Raw genomic sequence first — 17,213 nt, 5'->3', positions numbered from 1 at the left:
AGGACAGGCCCGCCGGACGAGTAGCCTCGCCGCCATGTATGCGATCACGATTCCGGAACCCGGCGGTCCCGAGGCGCTCGTCTGGGCCGAGGTGGCCGATCCCGTACCCGGCGAGGGCGAGGTGCTCGTCGAGGTGGCGGCCAGCGCGGTCAACCGCGCCGATCTGCTCCAGCGGCAGGGCTTCTACGACCCGCCGCCGGGCAGCTCTCCGTACCCCGGACTGGAGTGCGCGGGCCGGATCGCCGCGCTCGGCCCCGGGGTGTCCGGCTGGGCCGTCGGCGACGAGGTGTGCGCGCTGCTCGCCGGCGGCGGCTACGCGGAGAAGGTCGTGGTCCCGGCCGGCCAGCTGCTGCCCGTCCCGGAGGGCGTCGACCTGACCACGGCCGCCGCGCTCCCCGAGGTCGCGTGCACGGTCTGGTCCAACGTCTTCATGCTCGCGCACCTGCGGCCCGGTGAGACGCTGCTCGTGCACGGCGGCGCGAGCGGGATCGGCACGATGGCGATCCAGCTGGCGAAGGCGGTCGGCGCGCGGGTCGCGGTCACCGCCGGCGGTCCCGAGAAGCTGGCGCGCTGCGCCGAGCTGGGCGCGGACATCCTCATCGACTACCGCGAGCAGGACTTCGTCGAGGAGCTGGCGAAGGCGACGGACGGAGCGGGCGCGGACGTCATCCTGGACATCGTGGGCGCCAAGTACCTGGAGCGGAACGTGAAGGCGCTGGCGGTGAACGGCCGGCTGGTCGTCATCGGCCTCCAGGGCGGGGTGAAGGGCGAGTTGAACCTCGGGGCGCTGCTCGCGAAGCGCGCCGCCGTCCTGGCGACGACGCTGCGGTCCCGTCCGGCGCAGGAGAAGGCGGCGATCGTCGCGGCCGTGAGGGAGCACGTCTGGCCGCTGGTCGGTGCGGGCACGGTCCGGCCGGTCGTCGACCGGACGCTGCCGATGCCGGAGGCCGCCGAGGGGCACCGGGCTCTGGAGGACGGCCGTCACGTCGGCAAGGTGCTGCTGATCACGCCGCACGCCTGACCCGCGCGCACGCCTGACCCGCACACGCGAGGAGGGGCCCGGCACACCTCGTGTGCCGGGCCCCTCCTCGCGTACGGACGCGACCTACAGGTACGGTCCCGAGCGCACCGCGTGCCCGTGGCCCTGGTCGTCGTCATCGTCGTGGGACGCCCCCGGAGGCAGTGCGCGGCGCATCTGCTCCAGCTGCGCGCGGGCCGCCATCTGCTGGGCGAACAGGGCCGTCTGGATGCCGTGGAACAGGCCCTCGAGCCAGCCCACCAGCTGCGCCTGCGCGATGCGCAGCTCCGCCTCGGAGGGGATCGCCTCGTCCGTGAACGGCAGGGAGAGCCGCTCCAGCTCCTCGACCAGTTCGGGCGCGAGCCCGTCCTCCAGCTCCTTCACGGAGCTGGCGTGGATGTCCTTCAGCCTGACCCGGCTCGCCTCGTCCAGAGGGGCCGCCCGTACTTCCTCAAGGAGCTGCTTGATCATGCTGCCGATCCGCATGACCTTCGCAGGCTGCTCGACCATTTCCGTCACCGGGACCTCGCGGGGTTCGTCGTCGCCCTGAGTGCCGCCGAGCGCCATCCCGTCCTGTCCCACGATGAGGACCTGGGGGCTCTCCTGCGACCTGTCATTCCTCGGCATCTCCATGCCGCCATTCTCTCGTACACATGCGTCACCACAGGGTGTGCCCCTGTACGAGGGTGATCCACCCTCGTACAGGGGCACAGGACGGGAACGAAGACCGTCAGGTCGCCGCGCGGCGGGCCAGCGCACCGCGCGAGCGGGTCACCAGGGCCGCCAGGAGCGCGGCGCCGAGCGGGACGGCGACGAGCAGGCCGGCCAGCGTCTCCCAGGGGATGACGATCGGCACGTGGGGCGGCGTGAGGTCGCCGCTCCAGCCCTCGGCGACGTTCTGCTCGTAGAAGCGGATCTGGTCGCGCTCCTCGGTGAGCCGGAGCCCGACGGCGGGCAGCAGACCCGCGGCCGAGCCGAGGACCACGCCCATCGCGGCGACGACTCCGCACTGGAAACCGCTGAGGGTGCGGCGGACCCGGGGCGGGGCGCCCACGGCGGCGAGCGTCTTCAGATCGGCCTCGGCGTCGGCCTGGGCGAGGCCGGTGGCGATGCCGGCGGCACCGATGGTGACCAGGCCCGCGAAGATGGCCAGCGAGAGCAGGACGATGCCGTACTCGTTGACGAAGCCCTCCTCCAGGTGCAGCTCGACATTGCTGCCCAGCTTGGCGAGGTCGCCGTCGAGCTTCTGGCGCTGGTCGCCGTCCGGGAGCCGGTCGGTGCTGACGTAGAGGCCCATCGGCACCGTCGAGAGGCCGGCGGCCTTGGCGGTGGCGGGGGTCATGAGTGCCTGGACGCCGTACGACTTCTGGTCGCCGGGCACCAGGTAGGCGGGCAGGGAGCTGACCTTGCCGGGGGCGGGGCGGCCCTGCTCGGAGGCCTTGTCGGCGGCGGCGATGTCGGTGATCTGCTTGATGCCGACGGTGCCCTTCGCGTCGACCAGGGTGCGGTTGAAGGTGACGACCTTCCCGTCGGCGAGGGCCTTCACGGTCGCGGGGGCGTCGACGCCGAGGACCTGGAGCAGCTTGGCGTCGCCGATGACGAGGCCGCCGTCCGTGATGTACATGCCGCTGCTGGAGGAGTCCTTGCAGCGCCAGTCCTCGGTGAGCATCTTCCGGCGCTCAGCGGGCGTGAACTTCTCCGAGGGGTCGCTGTCGCCCGGGCCGGACGCGTACATCGGGCACTCGTTCGCCCTGGGGATCAGGACCTCGTAGCGTCCGCAGCCCGCGTCGCCGCCCCAGGGCGGGCAGCCGGGCTTGCCGACCGAGACGCGCCCGACGTCGGCGCGGACGTCGACGGGGAAGGCGCGCTGGACCGCGTCCCGGACGGCGGGGACGTCCCGGCCGCCCTCCTCCTGGACGAAGGCCGCGGCGACGCCGTACGGCAGGGAGGCCTCGTACGCGGCCCTGTTCTGGGCCTCGCGGCTGGCCATGTACGTGGTGACGGCGACCGTGCCCGCGACGGCGGCGAGGACGGCGGCGACGGCGGGTGCCGTACGACCCCGGTTGCGGACGGCGTCCCGCAGCGCGAGGCGCGGGGAGAGCGGCAGCCAGCGGCCGGTCCGCCCGAACAGGCCCACCAGGGCCGGGGTCATGGCGACGACACCCAGTTCGGCGAGGGCGGAGCCAGCGGCCACCAGGGTGACCTGCTGGGAGACCACCGAACCGAAGAGGGCGACCGCGCCGCCGAGCAGGAGGGCGCCCAGACCGATCAGGGGCAGGACCCGGCTGCTGCGGCGGATCCCGCGCCGGCCGGTGAGCGAGGCGAGGACGGTCTGCCGGGAGGCGGTGACGGCCGGGACGATCGCGGCGAGCAGACCGGTCAGGACCGCGAGCAGCGCGATGCCGAGGATTTCCAGGGGCCGGATGTCGAAGGCCCCGAACCGCTGGCCCATGGTGCCTTCGAGGACCGGCTGGAGCAGCAGCGTCAGGATCACGGCGAGGACGGTGCCGGTGACGGCGGCGGCGACGCCGATGACCAGGCCACCGCTGAGCACGATCGCCCGGATGTGGCTGCGGGCACCGCCGTTGGCCCCGACCAGGCCCAGCTGGCGGCGCGAGCGGCGGGCGCCGACCGCGAAGGCGGGTCCGGCGAGCAGGCAGATCTCCAGCATCGCCAGGCCGACGACAGTGACGAGGGAGGCGAGCTCGGCGGCATCGGCCCCCGCGCTGGACTCGTAGTCGCCCCAGCCGTCCTTCTGGAAGAGCGGGATCTCGGACTTGGCGGGCGGGTCGAGGACAACGGCGCGGGAGAAGACGGCGACGCCCTTGGTGTTGATCTCCTTCACGCTGTTCCACGTGAAACCACCGGAGGCGCGCACCAGGTACGAGACGGAGGTGTCGGGCGCCGGCAGGCCGGCCTTCTCGACCGCCTTTGCGTACGGGGCGAGGAAGGTTCCCGGCAGCGCGTTGACCTGATCCAGGTCGAGCGTGTTGGGAAGTTCGTACGAGCCGACGATCCGGTACGGACGTTCGAAGTTGCGGGCGGAAAGGGTGGAGCCGACCGACAGACCGCTGCTCTCCAGGAAGTGCGCGGTCGCCATGACCTCGTCGCCCTTCTCGGGGAAGCGCCCCTCCAGGAGCGTCATGATGCCGCGGGCGACCGGATCGGACGCCTTGAGCTCACGCACCTCGGTCATGAGCAGACCGTGGGCCGTCGTCAGTTTGGCCGAACCGGTGGTGTCCGTGAGGACCGTGGAGCCCGCCGGGAACGTCCTGGTGACGTCCGTGGGGCCGCTCGGCCACGGCTCGTTCTCGTAGTCCTTGACCGTCGTGTGCATCTCGCCGGTCGGGTCCTGGAAGATCGGGACACCGGTGACGTCGGCGTCCTTGAAACGCGCGTCGGCGGCGCCGATCTCCCGCTCCACCCGCTCGGCGGGCGACAGTTCGGAGCTGCGGTAGGTCAGGTCGAGGGCGCTGACACCCAGGATGGGCAGCGCGATCATCGCGAGGACGAGGGCGCTGCGGCCCTTGGAGCGCCAGGCGTCGCGGCGGGCTATGCGGATCGCGGCCCGCCAGGAGTGGAACCAGGTCTTCACGCGTCGGCCACCTGACCCGACAGGAGCGAATCCGCCTCGCTGCGCACGGTCTGGTCGACGATGGCGCCGTCCCGCAGGAACACGACCCGGTCGGCCCAGGCGGCGAACCGCGGCTCGTGGGTGACGAGGACACCGGCGGCGCCCGCGTCGCAGCGGGAACGGAGCAGGGCGAGGACGGACTCGCCGGTCTCGGAGTCCAGGGCGCCGGTCGGCTCGTCGGCGAGGACCAGCCGGCGGTCGCCGACGAGGGCGCGGGCGATGGCGACGCGCTGCTGCTGGCCGCCGGACATCTCGTCGGGGAAGCGGTCGGCGAGGTGGCCGAGCCCCATCTCCTCCAGGGCGGCGACGGCCTCGACGCGCGCCTTGCGGGCGGAGGTCCCGTCCAGCTCGCGGGGCAGGGCGACGTTCTCGGCGGCGGTCAGGGCCGGGATGAGGTTGTAGTCCTGGAAGACGTAACCGATGCTGCGGCGGCGCAGGGCCGCGAGCTCCTTGACGCTCGCGGTGGTGATGTCGGTGTCCTCGACGATCACCCGGCCCGAGCTGGGGGCGTCCAGGCCGCCGGCGATGGTGAGCAGCGTGGACTTTCCGGAGCCCGACGGGCCCATGACGGCGACGAGTTCGCCGGGGTACACGGCGAGGTCGATGCCGCGCAGGGCGTGCACCTCGGTGGCGCCCGCGCCGTGGACGCGGGTCAGGTTCTGCAGTTGCAGCACGGGCTGCTGTGTCGACATGGAGGGGTCCCCCCGTTGGCCGTACGCGGCGGACGGGCCGGGTACGGGAGCGTGCGGTGGAAGGTGGTGCGTCAGCGGTACGGCAGGGGCGCGAGGGTGCGGTCGACGCGGCCCGGGCGTACCGGTGGTCGAAGGGCGTTAGGAGGCCGGAGCCCCCGGGGCGGTCGGTGCACTCGGGGCGCCCGGGCCCGCCGGGGCGCCGGAGACCGCCGGGGAGGCCGGGACGCTCGCGACCGCCGGGACCGTCGGAGCGACCGGGGTGACCGGGGCCGTCGGGTCCGTGGGCGCGGTCGCCGGGCTCCCCGCGGTCGCCATCGCCGACAGGCGGATCAGCCGGGACTCGCAGTGGTCCAGCCAGCGGGCCTCGGCCTCGGTCTGGAAGATCAGCTGTTCCAGGACGAGCAGCCAGGCCACGTCGTCCCGCTCCCGGGCCCCGCCGCCCTCGACGGCGAGCAGGGCCCGCGCCTTGAGCCGGGTGTAGTCCTGCATCGCCTTCACGGTGTGCCGGCGCTGGGACTGGATGACGTCGCGGATGTCGACGCCGGGCGCGCCCACGGCCATGGCGAGCTTGATGGCCAGCTCGTCGCGGGCGGGGCTGGTGCGGTCCACCGGCTTCTCGAACCAGGTCCTGAGCTCGGCCCGGCCGGTGTCGGTGATCGTGTAGAGCGTGTGCCCGGCCGCGTCCTCGCCGCCCTGGGCGACCATGCCGTCGCGCTCGAGCCGGTTGAGGGTCGTGTAGACCTGGCCGACGTTGAGCGGCCAGGTGGAGCCGGTGCGGGACTCGAACTCCGTACGGAGCTGGGAGCCGTAGCGAGGGCCGCGTTCGAGGAGGGCGAGGAGCCCGTGGCGGATCGACATACTCAGTATGTATACCGGGTATGTCGCGACGGACAACCGTCCTGAGGGGGAAGCGGGAGGTCCGACTCAAGGGGGACCCCGGCCGCCCCGGCGGGGTCAGCGGCGGCGCATCCGGAGCCCGAGGAAGCCGATCCCGCACCCCATCAGGGCCAGCCCCACGCCCAGGGTGAGCACGGGAATCCGCTGGTCGACGAGGGGGGAGGAGGCCTCGCCCGCCAGCCCGGGGGCCGCGGCGGGCAGGCTGGCGGGCGCCGCCTCGGGCGGCAGCGGGTCCCCCTCGCGTACCGCTTCGCTCGTCTCCTCGGCGGCCTCGTGCTCGCGCGAGGTTGTAGCGGTTTCGGTACGAGAGGGGCGGGGCGGCGACGTCCTGGCGCTCGCCGAGGCGGCGGGTCCGGCGGACGCGGGGCGCCCGGGGCGGGCCCTCCCCTCGCCCGCGGGCCGCCCCGCGAGGGAGGCGGATCGGCTGGGGGCGGGGGCGTCGGAGGGCTCGGCGCTCGGCGCCGGCGGGGAGGACGGCGCTCCCGCTCCGGTGGGCGCGGGCGCCGGGGAGACGGGCGCGCGGGTCCCCCCGTCACCACTCGGAGAAGCCGAGGGGGACACGGGTGGGGAGGCGGACGGGGAGGGCGAGCCCGGCGGGGCGGTCGAGGAGGGCGTGGCGGAGGACGGGTTCGCCGCCGGCGGGACCACGCTGCCCATCGAGGTGCCGGGGCCCTGCGCCGTGTACGCGAAGGGCGTGGCGTAGAAGGCGTAGGCGCAGGTGAACACGCAGGTGAGCGCGGGGCGGAGAGCCCGCGCGCGTGCCCTGCGGAGTGCTGGAGTCACCGGGTGACCCCCTCCCGTACCGAGGCGCGGAGACGTCCGACTCAGCGTCACATGCCCGATTCGTTCCGGCATCCGGGACGGGGCCAGGGGGTGTACGGCGGCTCCGGGACTACTGCGGCGGGTTGCCCGTCGAGATCTTGAGGGTGAACTCGGCGCCCTCGTCCGTGATGTCCTCGCCGGCCGGCGGGTACTGCTCCAGGACCGTGCCCTCGCCGTACGTGGCCTCGTCCACCGGGGTCTGCGTCATGATCTTCCAGCCCGCCGCCTGGACGCACGCCTTCACCGACTGGATGTTCTTGTAGGTGAAGTTGGGGACCTCGAACTTGGCGGGGTCGTCCTGCGACTCCGAAGGCTGCGTGCACTTCTTCGTGTCGATGGTCTTGGTCAGGTCGGGGCCCTTGTGGCCGGGCGCCGCCGTCTGGCTCTGCTGCGTCTCCGTGCCGCCGGTGCCGCCGGCCTGCGGGTCCTCGTCCTTGTTCATGTTGAGCGCGACGAGCAGGCCGCCGATCGCGAGCAGCGCGACGGCGACGGCGCCGACGAGGACCGGGGTGTTCCGGCGGGAGCCCGAGCCGCCGGTCGCGACGGGAGCGGGCATGGGCGCCGGCGTCGGGGCGTACGGCGCGGGGGCCGGGGTGGGCGCGTACGGCGCGGGCGTCGGCGCCTGCTGCGGGTAGCCGTACGCCGGGGCGGGCGCGGGGGTCGTGGGGCCGTACGGGCCGGGCTGCGGCGTCGGCGGCAGGTAGGGCTGCTGCACGCCGGGGTGCGGGGTCGGCGGCGGGGTCTGGCCGACGGGCGGGAAGACCGCCGAGGAGACGCCCGCGCCGCTGCTGACCTGACCGCCCTGGACGATCATCGGCGCACCGGTCTGGCCGGCGGCCAGGACCCGGAGGCACTCGTCGCGCATGGCGGCCGCGCTCGGGAACCGCTCGTTCGGGTTCTTCCGCAGCGCGCGGGCGACGAGCGCGTCCATCGCCGGCGTCACCGAGCGGTTGACGGAGGACGGGGCGACCGGCTCCTCCTGCACGTGCGCGTAGGCGATGGCGAGCGGCGAGTCGGCGTCGAAGGGGAGACGGCCCGTCAGCAGCTGGAAGAGCATGATGCCGACCGAATAAAGGTCGGAGCGGGCGTCCACCGCGCGGCCGAGGGCCTGCTCGGGGGAGAGGTACTGGGGGGTGCCGACGACCATGCCGGTCTGCGTCATCGAGGTGACCCCGGACTGCATGGCCCGCGCGATGCCGAAGTCCATGACCTTGACCACACCGCGCTTGGTGGTCATCACGTTGCCCGGCTTGATGTCACGGTGGACCAGGCCCATCTCGTGGCTGACCTCGAGCGCGGCCAGCACGTCGGCCGTGACCTTCAGCGCCTTGTCGGCCGGCATCGCGCCGTACTGCTGGACGTCCGCGGCGAGGACCGAGCCGAGCGGCTGCCCCTCCACGTACTCCATGACGATGTACGGCATGACGGCGCCGTCGAGGGTGTCCTCGCCGGTGTCGAAGACCGAGACGATGTTCGTGTGCGACAGCTTCGCGACGGCCTGCGCCTCGCGCCGGAACCGCTCGCGGAAGGACTGCTCCCGGCCGAGCTCGGTGTGCAGCGTCTTGATGGCGACCTGCCGGTCGAGGGCGCTGTCGTAGGCCAGGTAGACCGACGCCATGCCGCCCTCGCCGAGAAGGTCGCGCAGCTGGTACCGGCCGCCCGCGACCGAACCGCCCGCGTAGCGGCCCTGTGCGCCGTCCTGGCTCATCTGTGCTTCCCCCTACGCGCGCGTGGCGGCGTTGATCCGGAATTTCCTGGCGCAAGTCTGCCGCAGGGCAGTGACACGTCAAGCCGCGCCCCGGTTCGGTACCCGTTCCGTGACCCTCCGCACAGGGAGCGTCTCCGCACGGCCGGGGGAAACCCGACGAATTTGCACAGGTGTACGTCGAGAGGGTTTGATGGCCGGTCCATCTCGGACCGTGGTGTCGTACGGAGCCTGTAGCGTGACGACTGGACACGGCACGACAGACGACGGCGAGGACTGATGGCACCCGAATCCGGAGCAGGTGGCGGTGTGCCGGACGCGTCGGCGGAATCGTGGGGCGAGGGCGGCGTCGTCGGCGACGGCCGCTACCGCCTGACGCACCGTCTGGGCAGGGGCGGCATGGCGGAGGTCTTCGCCGCCGAGGACGTACGGCTCGGCCGCACCGTGGCCGTCAAGCTGCTGCGCGCCGATCTCGCCGAGGACCCGGTCTCCAAGGCCCGCTTCACCCGCGAGGCACAGTCCGTCGCCGGACTCAACCACCACGCGATCGTCGCCGTGTACGACTCCGGCGAGGACCTCGTCGGCGGCCGGCCCGTGCCGTACATCGTGATGGAGCTGGTCGAGGGCCGCACCATCCGCGACCTGCTGCTCAGCGCCGAGGCCCCCGGTCCCGAGCAGGCGCTCATCATCGTCTCCGGCGTCCTGGAGGCGCTGGCCTACTCGCACCAGCACGGCATCGTGCACCGCGACATCAAGCCGGCGAACGTGATCATCACGCACAGCGGTGCGGTGAAGGTCATGGACTTCGGCATCGCGCGCGCCCTGCACGGCGCGCAGTCGACGATGACCCAGACCGGCATGGTCATGGGCACCCCGCAGTACCTCTCCCCCGAGCAGGCGCTCGGCAAGGCGGTCGACCACCGCTCCGACCTGTACGCGACGGGCTGCCTGCTCTACGAGCTCCTCGCGCTGCGGCCCCCCTTCACCGGTGAGACGCCGCTGTCCGTCGTGTACCAGCACGTGCAGGACGCGCCGGTCCCGCCGTCCGAGGTGACCGGGTCCGTGCCGCCGGAGCTCGACGGCCTGGTGATGCGCTCGCTCGCGAAGGACCCGGACGACCGGTTCCAGAGCGCCGAGGAGATGCGCGGGCTGATCCAGTACGGCCTGTCGATGCTCCAGCAGCAGGGCGGGTACACCGGCACGTGGAACACCGGGCCGGTCGAGATGTACGAAGGCGGGCACACCCCGGTCGGCGGCATGGCCGCGACGACCGCGATGGGGCACCCCGTGCACGGCGAGACCGCGCAGGGCCCGATCCTTCCGCCGATGAACCCGAACGACGGCGGCTACGACGGCGCCACCGGCGGCTACGGCCAGGACGGGTACGGCGCGCAGAACGGCGGCGGCGGCCGGGGCAAGGCGTGGCTGCTCGCCGCGCTCGCGCTGATCGCGGTCGTCGCGGGTGTCGCGTACGCGGTCAACAAGGCGGGCGGCCCGGGCGGCGAGGTGAAGACGCCGACGACCGTCAGCAGCACGCCGTCCACCGCCTCCCAGGAGCCCACCCCCTCGGAGGAGCCCACCCAGGAGCCCACCCAGGACTCGGGCACGTCGACCGGCGGCGAGACGCAGCAGCCGTGGAACCCGCCGACGACGTACGAGCCGACCTGGCCCACGGGCGAGCCGACGACCGAGGCGCCGACGCAGCCGACGACCACGCCGCCGACCACGCCGACGGACAAGCCGACGGAGACGACGGGCGAGCCGACGACCGATACGCCGACGGAGCCGACGGGCGGGGCGACGGACGACTCCTCCGGTGGCAACGGCAACCCGGACACCCCGCCGCCGGGCACGGGCACCGAGACCGGCTGACGGCTGCCGGGCCCGCCGGCGCCCCGCTCAGCCGGCGAAGGCGTCGCGGACCGCCGCGTACTCCCGCGTCCACCAGACCGCCAGGGCCGACACCGCGGGAAACTGCGGGTCGGCCCGCCGGTCGTGCAGCTGGTAGCGCCAGCGCAGGGTCCAGAAGTCGTTGAGCCGCTCCCACCACACCCGGTGCGCCGCCGCGGCCAGCTCGGCGCCGTCCGCGCCCGTCGCCCGCCGGTACGCGCGCGCGTACGCCCGCACCTTCTCCAGGGCCAGCTCCCCCTCCGGCCGTACGAAGAAGATCGCGGCGGCCCTGACCGCCTCCTCGGCCCTGGGGCGGACCCCGAGCCGGTCCCAGTCGACGATCGCGGCGGGCTCCGCGCCCCGGTACAGCAGGTTCAGCGGGTGGAAGTCCCCGTGCACCCAGCCGGCGGCGGAGGCGGGCGGCGGCCGGTGGTGGGCGTGCTGCGCGAGCAGCCTGCGCCGCTCCCTGAGCCGGTGCTCGGCGAGCGCGTCGAAGCTGTCGCGGGGGCGGTGTGCGCGGGCGAGACGGAGCAGCTCCTCGATGGCCCGGAAGGTGTCCTCGGGGCGGGCGCTCTCGTGTTCGCCGCCCGGCGGCGGGGACTCCATGACCTGCTCCAGGCAGGTGTGGACGCGGCCGAGGAGGGTGCCGAGGCGGCGGGAGCAGCCGGTGGAGAGCTGGGCGCCGTCGCGGTGGCGGCCGTCGACCCAGGGGTGCAGGGCGTAGCAGTGGCCGCCGAGGAGGGCGACCGTGCGGCCCCGGCTGTCGGGGAGCGGCGGCGCCACGGGCAGGCCGAGGGCGTGTAAGCGCTGGGTGGCGCGGTGCTGGCGGGTGATGGTGGCCCGGTCCGAGGTGGGGGCGTCCAGGTGCTGCTTGAGGAAGTACGCCCCGCGGGTGGTGGAGAGCCGGTAGCCGCGGTTGAGCAGTCCCTCGGTCACGGGGACGCAGGAGAGGGGCTCGCCCACGTCCGTGTAGCGACGCAGGAGGGGGCGGACGGGCGGAGCGTGGGGTGCAGATGAGCGCGGCACTCCGCAGATGTTAGATCACGCTGCGTGGTGGAGGCGTCGCTCCAAGGTGCGGGGGTCGGTACCGGCCTCGGGAACGGTCTCGGGACGGGGGGCGGAGCCGGCTTCACGGGGGCCGGAGCCGACTTCACGGCGATCGGAGCCGATTCCGGTGCGGGGATCGGAGCCGGCTTCGGGGGCGGTCTCGGGGCGGCCCTGAGGACCGGCCTCGGGCCCGGCCTCGGAAGGCCTCTCGCCGGGCGCCCCGCCGGACGCCCCTGCAGCGGGCTCCGAAGGGGTCTCGGGGCCGTCCTCGGCCGCCTCCCGCGTCGGGCCCTCCGTGAGGGCCCCAGCAGGGCTCACGGCCCGCGCCCCGGCTCCCGCGTCCTCCCTGTAGTCCAGCTCGTGGACCGTCACGAACTGCGGCTCGATCCGCATGAACACCGGGGAGAAGGGCTCGCCGTCCACCCGCACGGGCTCGGGGCCGAAGGCCGCCAGCTCCTCCGCGGTCGGCTCGACGATCTCCGCCGTGCCCGTGAACTGCACGGACCAGATGTGCTCGGCGCCGGAGTCGCAGTTGTCCGCGCCGTACGCCACCACGCTGCCGTTGCAGGCGCGGTGGTAGCCGAGGCCCCGGTGCATCCGGAGCAGGACGCGGCCGTCGGCCACGACGTGGCGGGCGGGGGCGACGAACGGCATCGCCCGCATGCTCGTCGCCACCCGGCCGTACGACACACGGCCCAGCAGTTCGATGGCGCGGATCTCGTCGGTGGACATGGCCTCCACTCTCCGCCACCGGCGCCGTGTCGGAAAAGGGGCCCCTGCCCCGGTTCGAGGGGCCGTAGGTCCCGAGAACGGGCCGTCGGCCCGCCCCGGCCCTGGTGCGGGCCGGGCCGACGGGCGTCAGTGACGTTCGGCCTGGAGCCGGGCCACGTACGCCGCCGCCTGCGAGCGCCGCTCCATGCCCAGCTTCGACAGCAGGCTGGAGACGTAGTTCTTGATGGTCTTCTCCGCGAGGTGGAGCCGCTCGCCGATGACCCGGTTGGTCAGGCCCTCGCCGATCAGGTCGAGGATCCTGCGCTCCTGCTCCGTCAGGTTGGCGAGCCTGTCGTCGCCCTTCGGGCTGTTGCCGTCGCGCAGCCGCTCCAGGACCCGGGCGGTGGCCACCGGGTCCAGCAGGGACCTGCCGGCCGCGACGTCCCGCACGGCGTTCAGCAGCTCGTTGCCCCGGATCGCCTTGAGGACGTAGCCCGAGGCCCCGGCCATGATCGCGTCGAAGAGCGCCTCGTCGTCCGCGTACGAGGTCAGCATCAGGCAGTTGATCGACTCGTCCCGCGAGCGGATCTCCCGGCACACCTCCACCCCGCTGCCGTCGGGCAGCCGGACGTCGAGCACGGCGACGTCCGGGCGGGTCGCGGGGATCCTGACCAGCGCGTCCGCCGCCGTCCCGGCCTCGCCGACCACCTCGATGTCGTCCTCCACGGAGAGCAGCTCGTGGACGCCGCGCCGGACGACTTCATGGTCGTCCAGCAGAAATACCCGGATTTTTCCATCTTCGCGCACGCGGTCAGTCTCACATATTGGGTCTTCCGGCGCCCGGGGTGCGCGGGATAACGTGCCGGGTGTTCCGACGACGGCGTCGGGCCGTTGTCCATGCTCTGACCAGGGATGAGTCCCCCTTTTCTCGATTTACTTGGAAATCCAAGCAAAATCGCAGGTCAAGTGGGGTTTCGCGGGAATGCCGCGTAATGGGTAACGTGCCTATGACGGCGCTCGCCGGGGCACCTTTCACGCCCGACTCCGGCCGCGTCGCACCCACCCCGTGCGAAGGTACGGACAAGGCGGAGCCGCACTGGCCTCACCGGCGAACCCGGGGGCCGGACCGACGGAGGAGCACGCACGTGACCGTGGAGAGCACTGCCGCGCGCAAGACGACGCGACGCAGCAGCGGCACCAAGCGCACCGCAAGCGCGAGCACGAGCACCACCAAGAAGGCGACGGCCGCCACGGCCTCGGAGCCCGAGCTCGTTCAGCTGCTGACGCCCGAGGGGGAGCGCGTCCAGCACCCCGACTACGACATCGATCTGAGCGCCGAGGAACTGCGCGGTCTGTACCGCGACATGGTCCTCACCCGACGCTTCGACGCCGAGGCGACCGCCCTGCAGCGTCAGGGCGAGCTGGGCCTGTGGGCCTCGCTGCTCGGCCAGGAGGCCGCCCAGATCGGTTCGGGCCGGGCCCTGCGCGATGACGACTACGTCTTCCCGACCTATCGCGAGCACGGCGTCGCCTGGTGCCGCGGGGTCGACCCGACGAACCTGCTGGGAATGTTCCGCGGTGTGAACAACGGCGGCTGGGACCCCAACAGCAACAATTTCCACCTGTACACGATCGTCCTCGGCTCGCAGACCCTGCACGCCACCGGCTATGCCATGGGCATCGCCAAGGACGGCGCGGACTCCGCCGTGCTCGCCTACTTCGGTGACGGCGCCTCCAGCCAGGGCGACGTCAACGAGTCGTTCGTCTTCTCCGCGGTCTACAACGCTCCGGTCGTGTTCTTCTGCCAGAACAACCAGTGGGCCATTTCCGAGCCCATCGAGAAGCAGACCCGTGTCCCGCTCTACCAGCGCGCCCGCGGCTTCGGCTTCCCCGGCGTCCGCGTCGACGGCAACGACGTCCTCGCCTGCCTCGCCGTGACCAGGGCGGCCCTGGAGCGCGCCCGCCGCGGCGAGGGCCCGACCCTGGTCGAGGCCTTCACCTACCGCATGGCCGCCCACACCACCTCCGACGACCCGACGCGCTACCGCCGCGACGCGGAGCGCGAGGCGTGGGAGGCCAAGGACCCGATCCTCCGCCTGAAGGCGTACCTGGAGAACGAGGGCCACGCCGACGCGGCCTTCTTCGAGGAGCTGGAAGCGGAGAGCGAGGCCCTCGGCAAGAACGTCCGCGAGGTCGTCCGCGCCATGCCCGTCCCGGACCACATGGCGATGTTCGACCACACCTACGCGGACGGGCACGCGCTCGTCGACGAGGAGCGCGCGCAGTTCGCCGCCTACCAGGAGTCCTTCACGGGCGGAGAGGCCGAGTAATCATGGCTGTTCAGAAGCTTCCCCTGGCGAAGGCGCTCAACGAGTCGCTGCGCAAGGCCCTGGAGACCGACCCCAAGGTCGTCATCATGGGCCTGGACGTCGGCAAGCTCGGCGGTGTCTTCCGGATCACCGACGGTCTGCAGAAGGACTTCGGCGAGGACCGGGTCGTCGACACCCCGCTCGCCGAGTCCGGCATCGTCGGCACCGCCATCGGTCTCGCCCTGCGCGGCTACCGGCCGGTCGTGGAGATCCAGTTCGACGGCTTCGTCTTCCCGGCGTACGACCAGATCGTCACGCAGCTGGCGAAGATGCGGGCCCGTTCGCTCGGCACCGTGAAGATGCCGGTCGTCATCCGGATCCCGTACGGCGGCGGCATCGGCGCCGTCGAGCACCACTCCGAGTCCCCCGAGTCGCTCTTCGCGCACGTCGCGGGCCTCAAGGTCGTCACCCCGGCGAACTCCTCCGACGCGTACTGGATGCTCCAGCAGGCGATCCAGAGCGACGACCCGGTCATCTTCTTCGAGCCCAAGCGCCGCTACTGGGACAAGGGCGAGGTCGACACCGAGGCCATCCCCGGCGAGCTGCACAAGGCCCGGGTCGCCCGCGAGGGCACGGACCTCACCCTCGTCGCCTACGGCCCGATGGTGAAGACCTGCCTGGAGGCTGCCGCGGCCGCCGCCGAGGAGGGCAAGTCGATCGAGGTCGTGGACCTGCGCTCGATCTCCCCCCTCGACTTCGACACCATCCAGGCCTCGGTCGAGAAGACCCGCCGCCTGGTCGTCGTCCACGAGGCGCCGGTGTTCTTCGGCTCCGGCGCGGAAATCGCCGCCCGGATCACCGAGCGCTGCTTCTACCACCTGGAAGCCCCCGTCCTGCGGGTCGGCGGCTACCACGCGCCGTACCCGCCGGCGCGCCTGGAGGAGGAGTACCTGCCGGGCCTGGACCGCGTGCTCGACGCCGTCGACCGCTCGCTGGCGTACTGAGGAGAGCACCGTGACGATCCGCGAATTCAAGATGCCCGACGTGGGCGAGGGCCTGACCGAGGCCGAGATCCTCAAGTGGTACGTCCAGCCCGGTGACACCGTCACCGACGGCCAGGTCGTGATCGAGGTCGAGACGGCCAAGGCCGCCGTCGAGCTGCCGATTCCCTTCGACGGGACGGTCCACGAGCTCCTCTTCCCCGAGGGCACCACGGTCGACGTCGGCCAGGTCATCATCTCGGTGAACGTGGGCGGTGGCGCCGAGCCCGAGGCCCCGGCGGCCCCGGCCGTGGCGGCCGCTCCCGTCCAGGAGCCGGTGGCCGAGCCGGAGACCGCCCAGTCGGAGGGCCGTCAGCCGGTCCTCGTCGGCTACGGCGTGGCCGCGAGCTCGACCAAGCGGCGCGCCCGCAAGGCGACGCCGGGCGCCCCGGCCCAGGCGGCCGAGGTCGCCGCGCCCGCCCCGGTGGTCCCCGAGCAGCTGAACGGCCACGGTCCCGTGACCGGCCGCCCGCTGGCCAAGCCGCCGGTGCGCAAGCTCGCCAAGGACCTCGGCGTCGACCTGGCGACGGTCACCCCGACCGGCCCGGACGGGATCATCACCCGGGAGGACGTCCACGCGGCGGCCGCTCCGGCGCCCGCCCCGGTCGTCGAGGCTCCCGCGCCGGTGGCGGCACCGGCCCCGGTCGCGGCGCCCGCCGCCGCGCCGGCCGCGGCGTCCGACGCCCGGGAGACCCGTGTGCCCATCAAGGGCGTGCGGAAGGCCACGGCGGCGGCGATGGTCGGTTCGGCCTTCACCGCCCCGCACGTCACCGAGTTCGTGACCTTCGACATCACGCGCACGATGAAGCTGGTCGAGGAGCTCAAGTCCGACAAGGACATGGCGGGCCTGCGGGTCAACCCGCTCCTCATCATCGCCAAGGCCGTCCTGGTGGCGGTCAGGCGCAACCCGGAGATCAACGCGGCCTGGGACGAGGCGGCGCAGGAGATCGTCCTCAAGCACTACGTGAACCTGGGCATCGCCGCGGCCACCCCGCGCGGTCTGATCGTGCCGAACATCAAGGACGCGCACGCCCAGACCCTGCCCGAGCTCTCGCAGTCCCTGAGCGAGCTCGTCGCCACCGCCCGTGAGGGCAAGACGACCCCGGCGGCGATGCAGGGCGGCACCTTCACCATCACCAACGTCGGCGTCTTCGGCGTCGACACCGGTACGCCGATCCTGAACCCCGGCGAGTCCGCGATCCTCGCGGTCGGTGCGATCAAGCTCCAGCCGTGGGTCCACAAGGGCAAGGTGAAGCCGCGCCAGGTCACCACGCTGGCCCTCTCCTTCGACCACCGCCTGGTCGACGGCGAGCTCGGCTCCAAGTTCCTGGCGGACGTCGCCGCGATCCTGGAGAACCCGAAGAGGCTCATCACCTGGGCGTGACGCCCCATGTGACCGTTTCACGTGAAACATCCGGTGGTGGCACCAGCCGCCACCGGATGTTTGG

General features: G+C 72.9%; 13 protein-coding genes and 1 pseudogene. 5 read left to right on the top strand and 9 right to left on the bottom strand.

Annotation, left to right across the window (positions count from 1 at the left end):
- Nucleotides 1-34: 34 nt before the first annotated feature.
- Nucleotides 35-1,021 carry an NAD(P)H-quinone oxidoreductase gene (locus tag ACFYUZ_RS06430; RefSeq protein WP_389306733.1) on the top strand — a complete coding sequence of 329 codons (987 nt, stop codon included), beginning with the start codon at nucleotides 35-37 and terminating at the stop codon, nucleotides 1,019-1,021.
- A gap of 84 nt (nucleotides 1,022-1,105) precedes the next feature.
- Here the strand turns inward: ACFYUZ_RS06430 and ACFYUZ_RS06425 are convergent, their stop codons facing one another.
- From ACFYUZ_RS06425 to ACFYUZ_RS06400, 6 genes are all read right to left on the bottom strand, one after another.
- The gene (locus ACFYUZ_RS06425; RefSeq protein ID WP_389306732.1) at nucleotides 1,106-1,651 is read right to left on the bottom strand and encodes a bacterial proteasome activator family protein; all 546 of its coding nucleotides are present in this window, start codon (nucleotides 1,649-1,651) and stop codon (nucleotides 1,106-1,108) included.
- A gap of 97 nt (nucleotides 1,652-1,748) precedes the next feature.
- Nucleotides 1,749-4,613 carry an ABC transporter permease gene (locus ACFYUZ_RS06420; RefSeq protein WP_389306731.1) on the bottom strand — a complete coding sequence of 955 codons (2,865 nt, stop codon included), beginning with the start codon at nucleotides 4,611-4,613 and terminating at the stop codon, nucleotides 1,749-1,751.
- Entirely contained in the window at nucleotides 4,610-5,344 is a 735-nt protein-coding gene (locus ACFYUZ_RS06415; protein ID WP_389306729.1) for an ABC transporter ATP-binding protein, read from the bottom strand. The genes ACFYUZ_RS06420 and ACFYUZ_RS06415 overlap by 4 nt, the downstream gene beginning before the upstream one ends.
- A 138-nt stretch (nucleotides 5,345-5,482) precedes the next feature.
- Entirely contained in the window at nucleotides 5,483-6,202 is a 720-nt protein-coding gene (locus ACFYUZ_RS06410; protein WP_389306727.1) for a helix-turn-helix transcriptional regulator, read from the bottom strand.
- A 96-nt stretch (nucleotides 6,203-6,298) separates the two neighbouring features.
- Nucleotides 6,299-7,024 (bottom strand): hypothetical protein, encoded by a 726-nt coding sequence (locus tag ACFYUZ_RS06405; protein WP_389306726.1) that lies wholly within the window; start codon nucleotides 7,022-7,024, stop codon nucleotides 6,299-6,301.
- Nucleotides 7,025-7,133: 109 nt separating this feature from the next.
- The gene (locus ACFYUZ_RS06400; RefSeq protein WP_389306725.1) at nucleotides 7,134-8,771 is read right to left on the bottom strand and encodes a protein kinase; all 1,638 of its coding nucleotides are present in this window, start codon (nucleotides 8,769-8,771) and stop codon (nucleotides 7,134-7,136) included.
- Nucleotides 8,772-9,047: 276 nt separating this feature from the next.
- On the opposite strand from ACFYUZ_RS06400, the gene ACFYUZ_RS06395 reads away from it, so the two are divergent.
- A complete protein-coding gene (locus tag ACFYUZ_RS06395; RefSeq protein ID WP_389306724.1) occupies nucleotides 9,048-10,640 on the top strand; it encodes a protein kinase in 1,593 nt (530 codons plus the stop codon).
- A 27-nt stretch (nucleotides 10,641-10,667) separates the two neighbouring features.
- Here ACFYUZ_RS06395 and ACFYUZ_RS06390 read toward each other — a convergent pair whose 3' ends face one another.
- The 3 genes and pseudogenes from ACFYUZ_RS06390 to ACFYUZ_RS06380 form a co-directional block, all read right to left on the bottom strand.
- On the bottom strand, nucleotides 10,668-11,684 hold the full coding sequence (locus ACFYUZ_RS06390) for a phosphotransferase (RefSeq protein ID WP_389306723.1): 1,017 nt from the start codon (nucleotides 11,682-11,684) through the stop codon (nucleotides 10,668-10,670).
- 360 nt (nucleotides 11,685-12,044) lie between these two features.
- A pseudogene (locus tag ACFYUZ_RS06385) lies at nucleotides 12,045-12,437 on the bottom strand (pyridoxamine 5'-phosphate oxidase family protein); the annotation flags it as partial.
- 126 nt (nucleotides 12,438-12,563) lie between these two features.
- Nucleotides 12,564-13,223, bottom strand: a complete 660-nt coding sequence (locus tag ACFYUZ_RS06380) for a response regulator (protein ID WP_389306722.1) — start codon at nucleotides 13,221-13,223, stop codon at nucleotides 12,564-12,566.
- A gap of 338 nt (nucleotides 13,224-13,561) precedes the next feature.
- On the opposite strand from ACFYUZ_RS06380, the gene pdhA reads away from it, so the two are divergent.
- Genes pdhA through ACFYUZ_RS06365 form a run of 3 tightly spaced genes read left to right on the top strand, consistent with a single transcriptional unit; the run spans nucleotide 13,562 to nucleotide 17,149 of the window.
- Nucleotides 13,562-14,746, top strand: a complete 1,185-nt coding sequence (gene pdhA, locus ACFYUZ_RS06375) for a pyruvate dehydrogenase (acetyl-transferring) E1 component subunit alpha (protein ID WP_389306721.1) — start codon at nucleotides 13,562-13,564, stop codon at nucleotides 14,744-14,746.
- A 2-nt stretch (nucleotides 14,747-14,748) separates the two neighbouring features.
- Nucleotides 14,749-15,729 (top strand): alpha-ketoacid dehydrogenase subunit beta, encoded by a 981-nt coding sequence (locus tag ACFYUZ_RS06370; protein WP_093875189.1) that lies wholly within the window; start codon nucleotides 14,749-14,751, stop codon nucleotides 15,727-15,729.
- Nucleotides 15,730-15,760: 31 nt separating this feature from the next.
- Nucleotides 15,761-17,149, top strand: coding sequence for a dihydrolipoamide acetyltransferase family protein (locus ACFYUZ_RS06365; protein WP_389307021.1), 1,389 nt, complete (start codon nucleotides 15,761-15,763; stop codon nucleotides 17,147-17,149).
- Nucleotides 17,150-17,213: the final 64 nt, after the last annotated feature.

Source organism: Streptomyces sp. NPDC004266 (assembly GCF_042874095.1).
Taxonomy (GTDB): Bacteria; Actinomycetota; Actinomycetes; order Streptomycetales; family Streptomycetaceae; genus Streptomyces.
The sequence above is the reverse complement of the archived record's forward strand: the minus strand, read 5'-3'. Positions and strand labels throughout refer to the sequence as shown.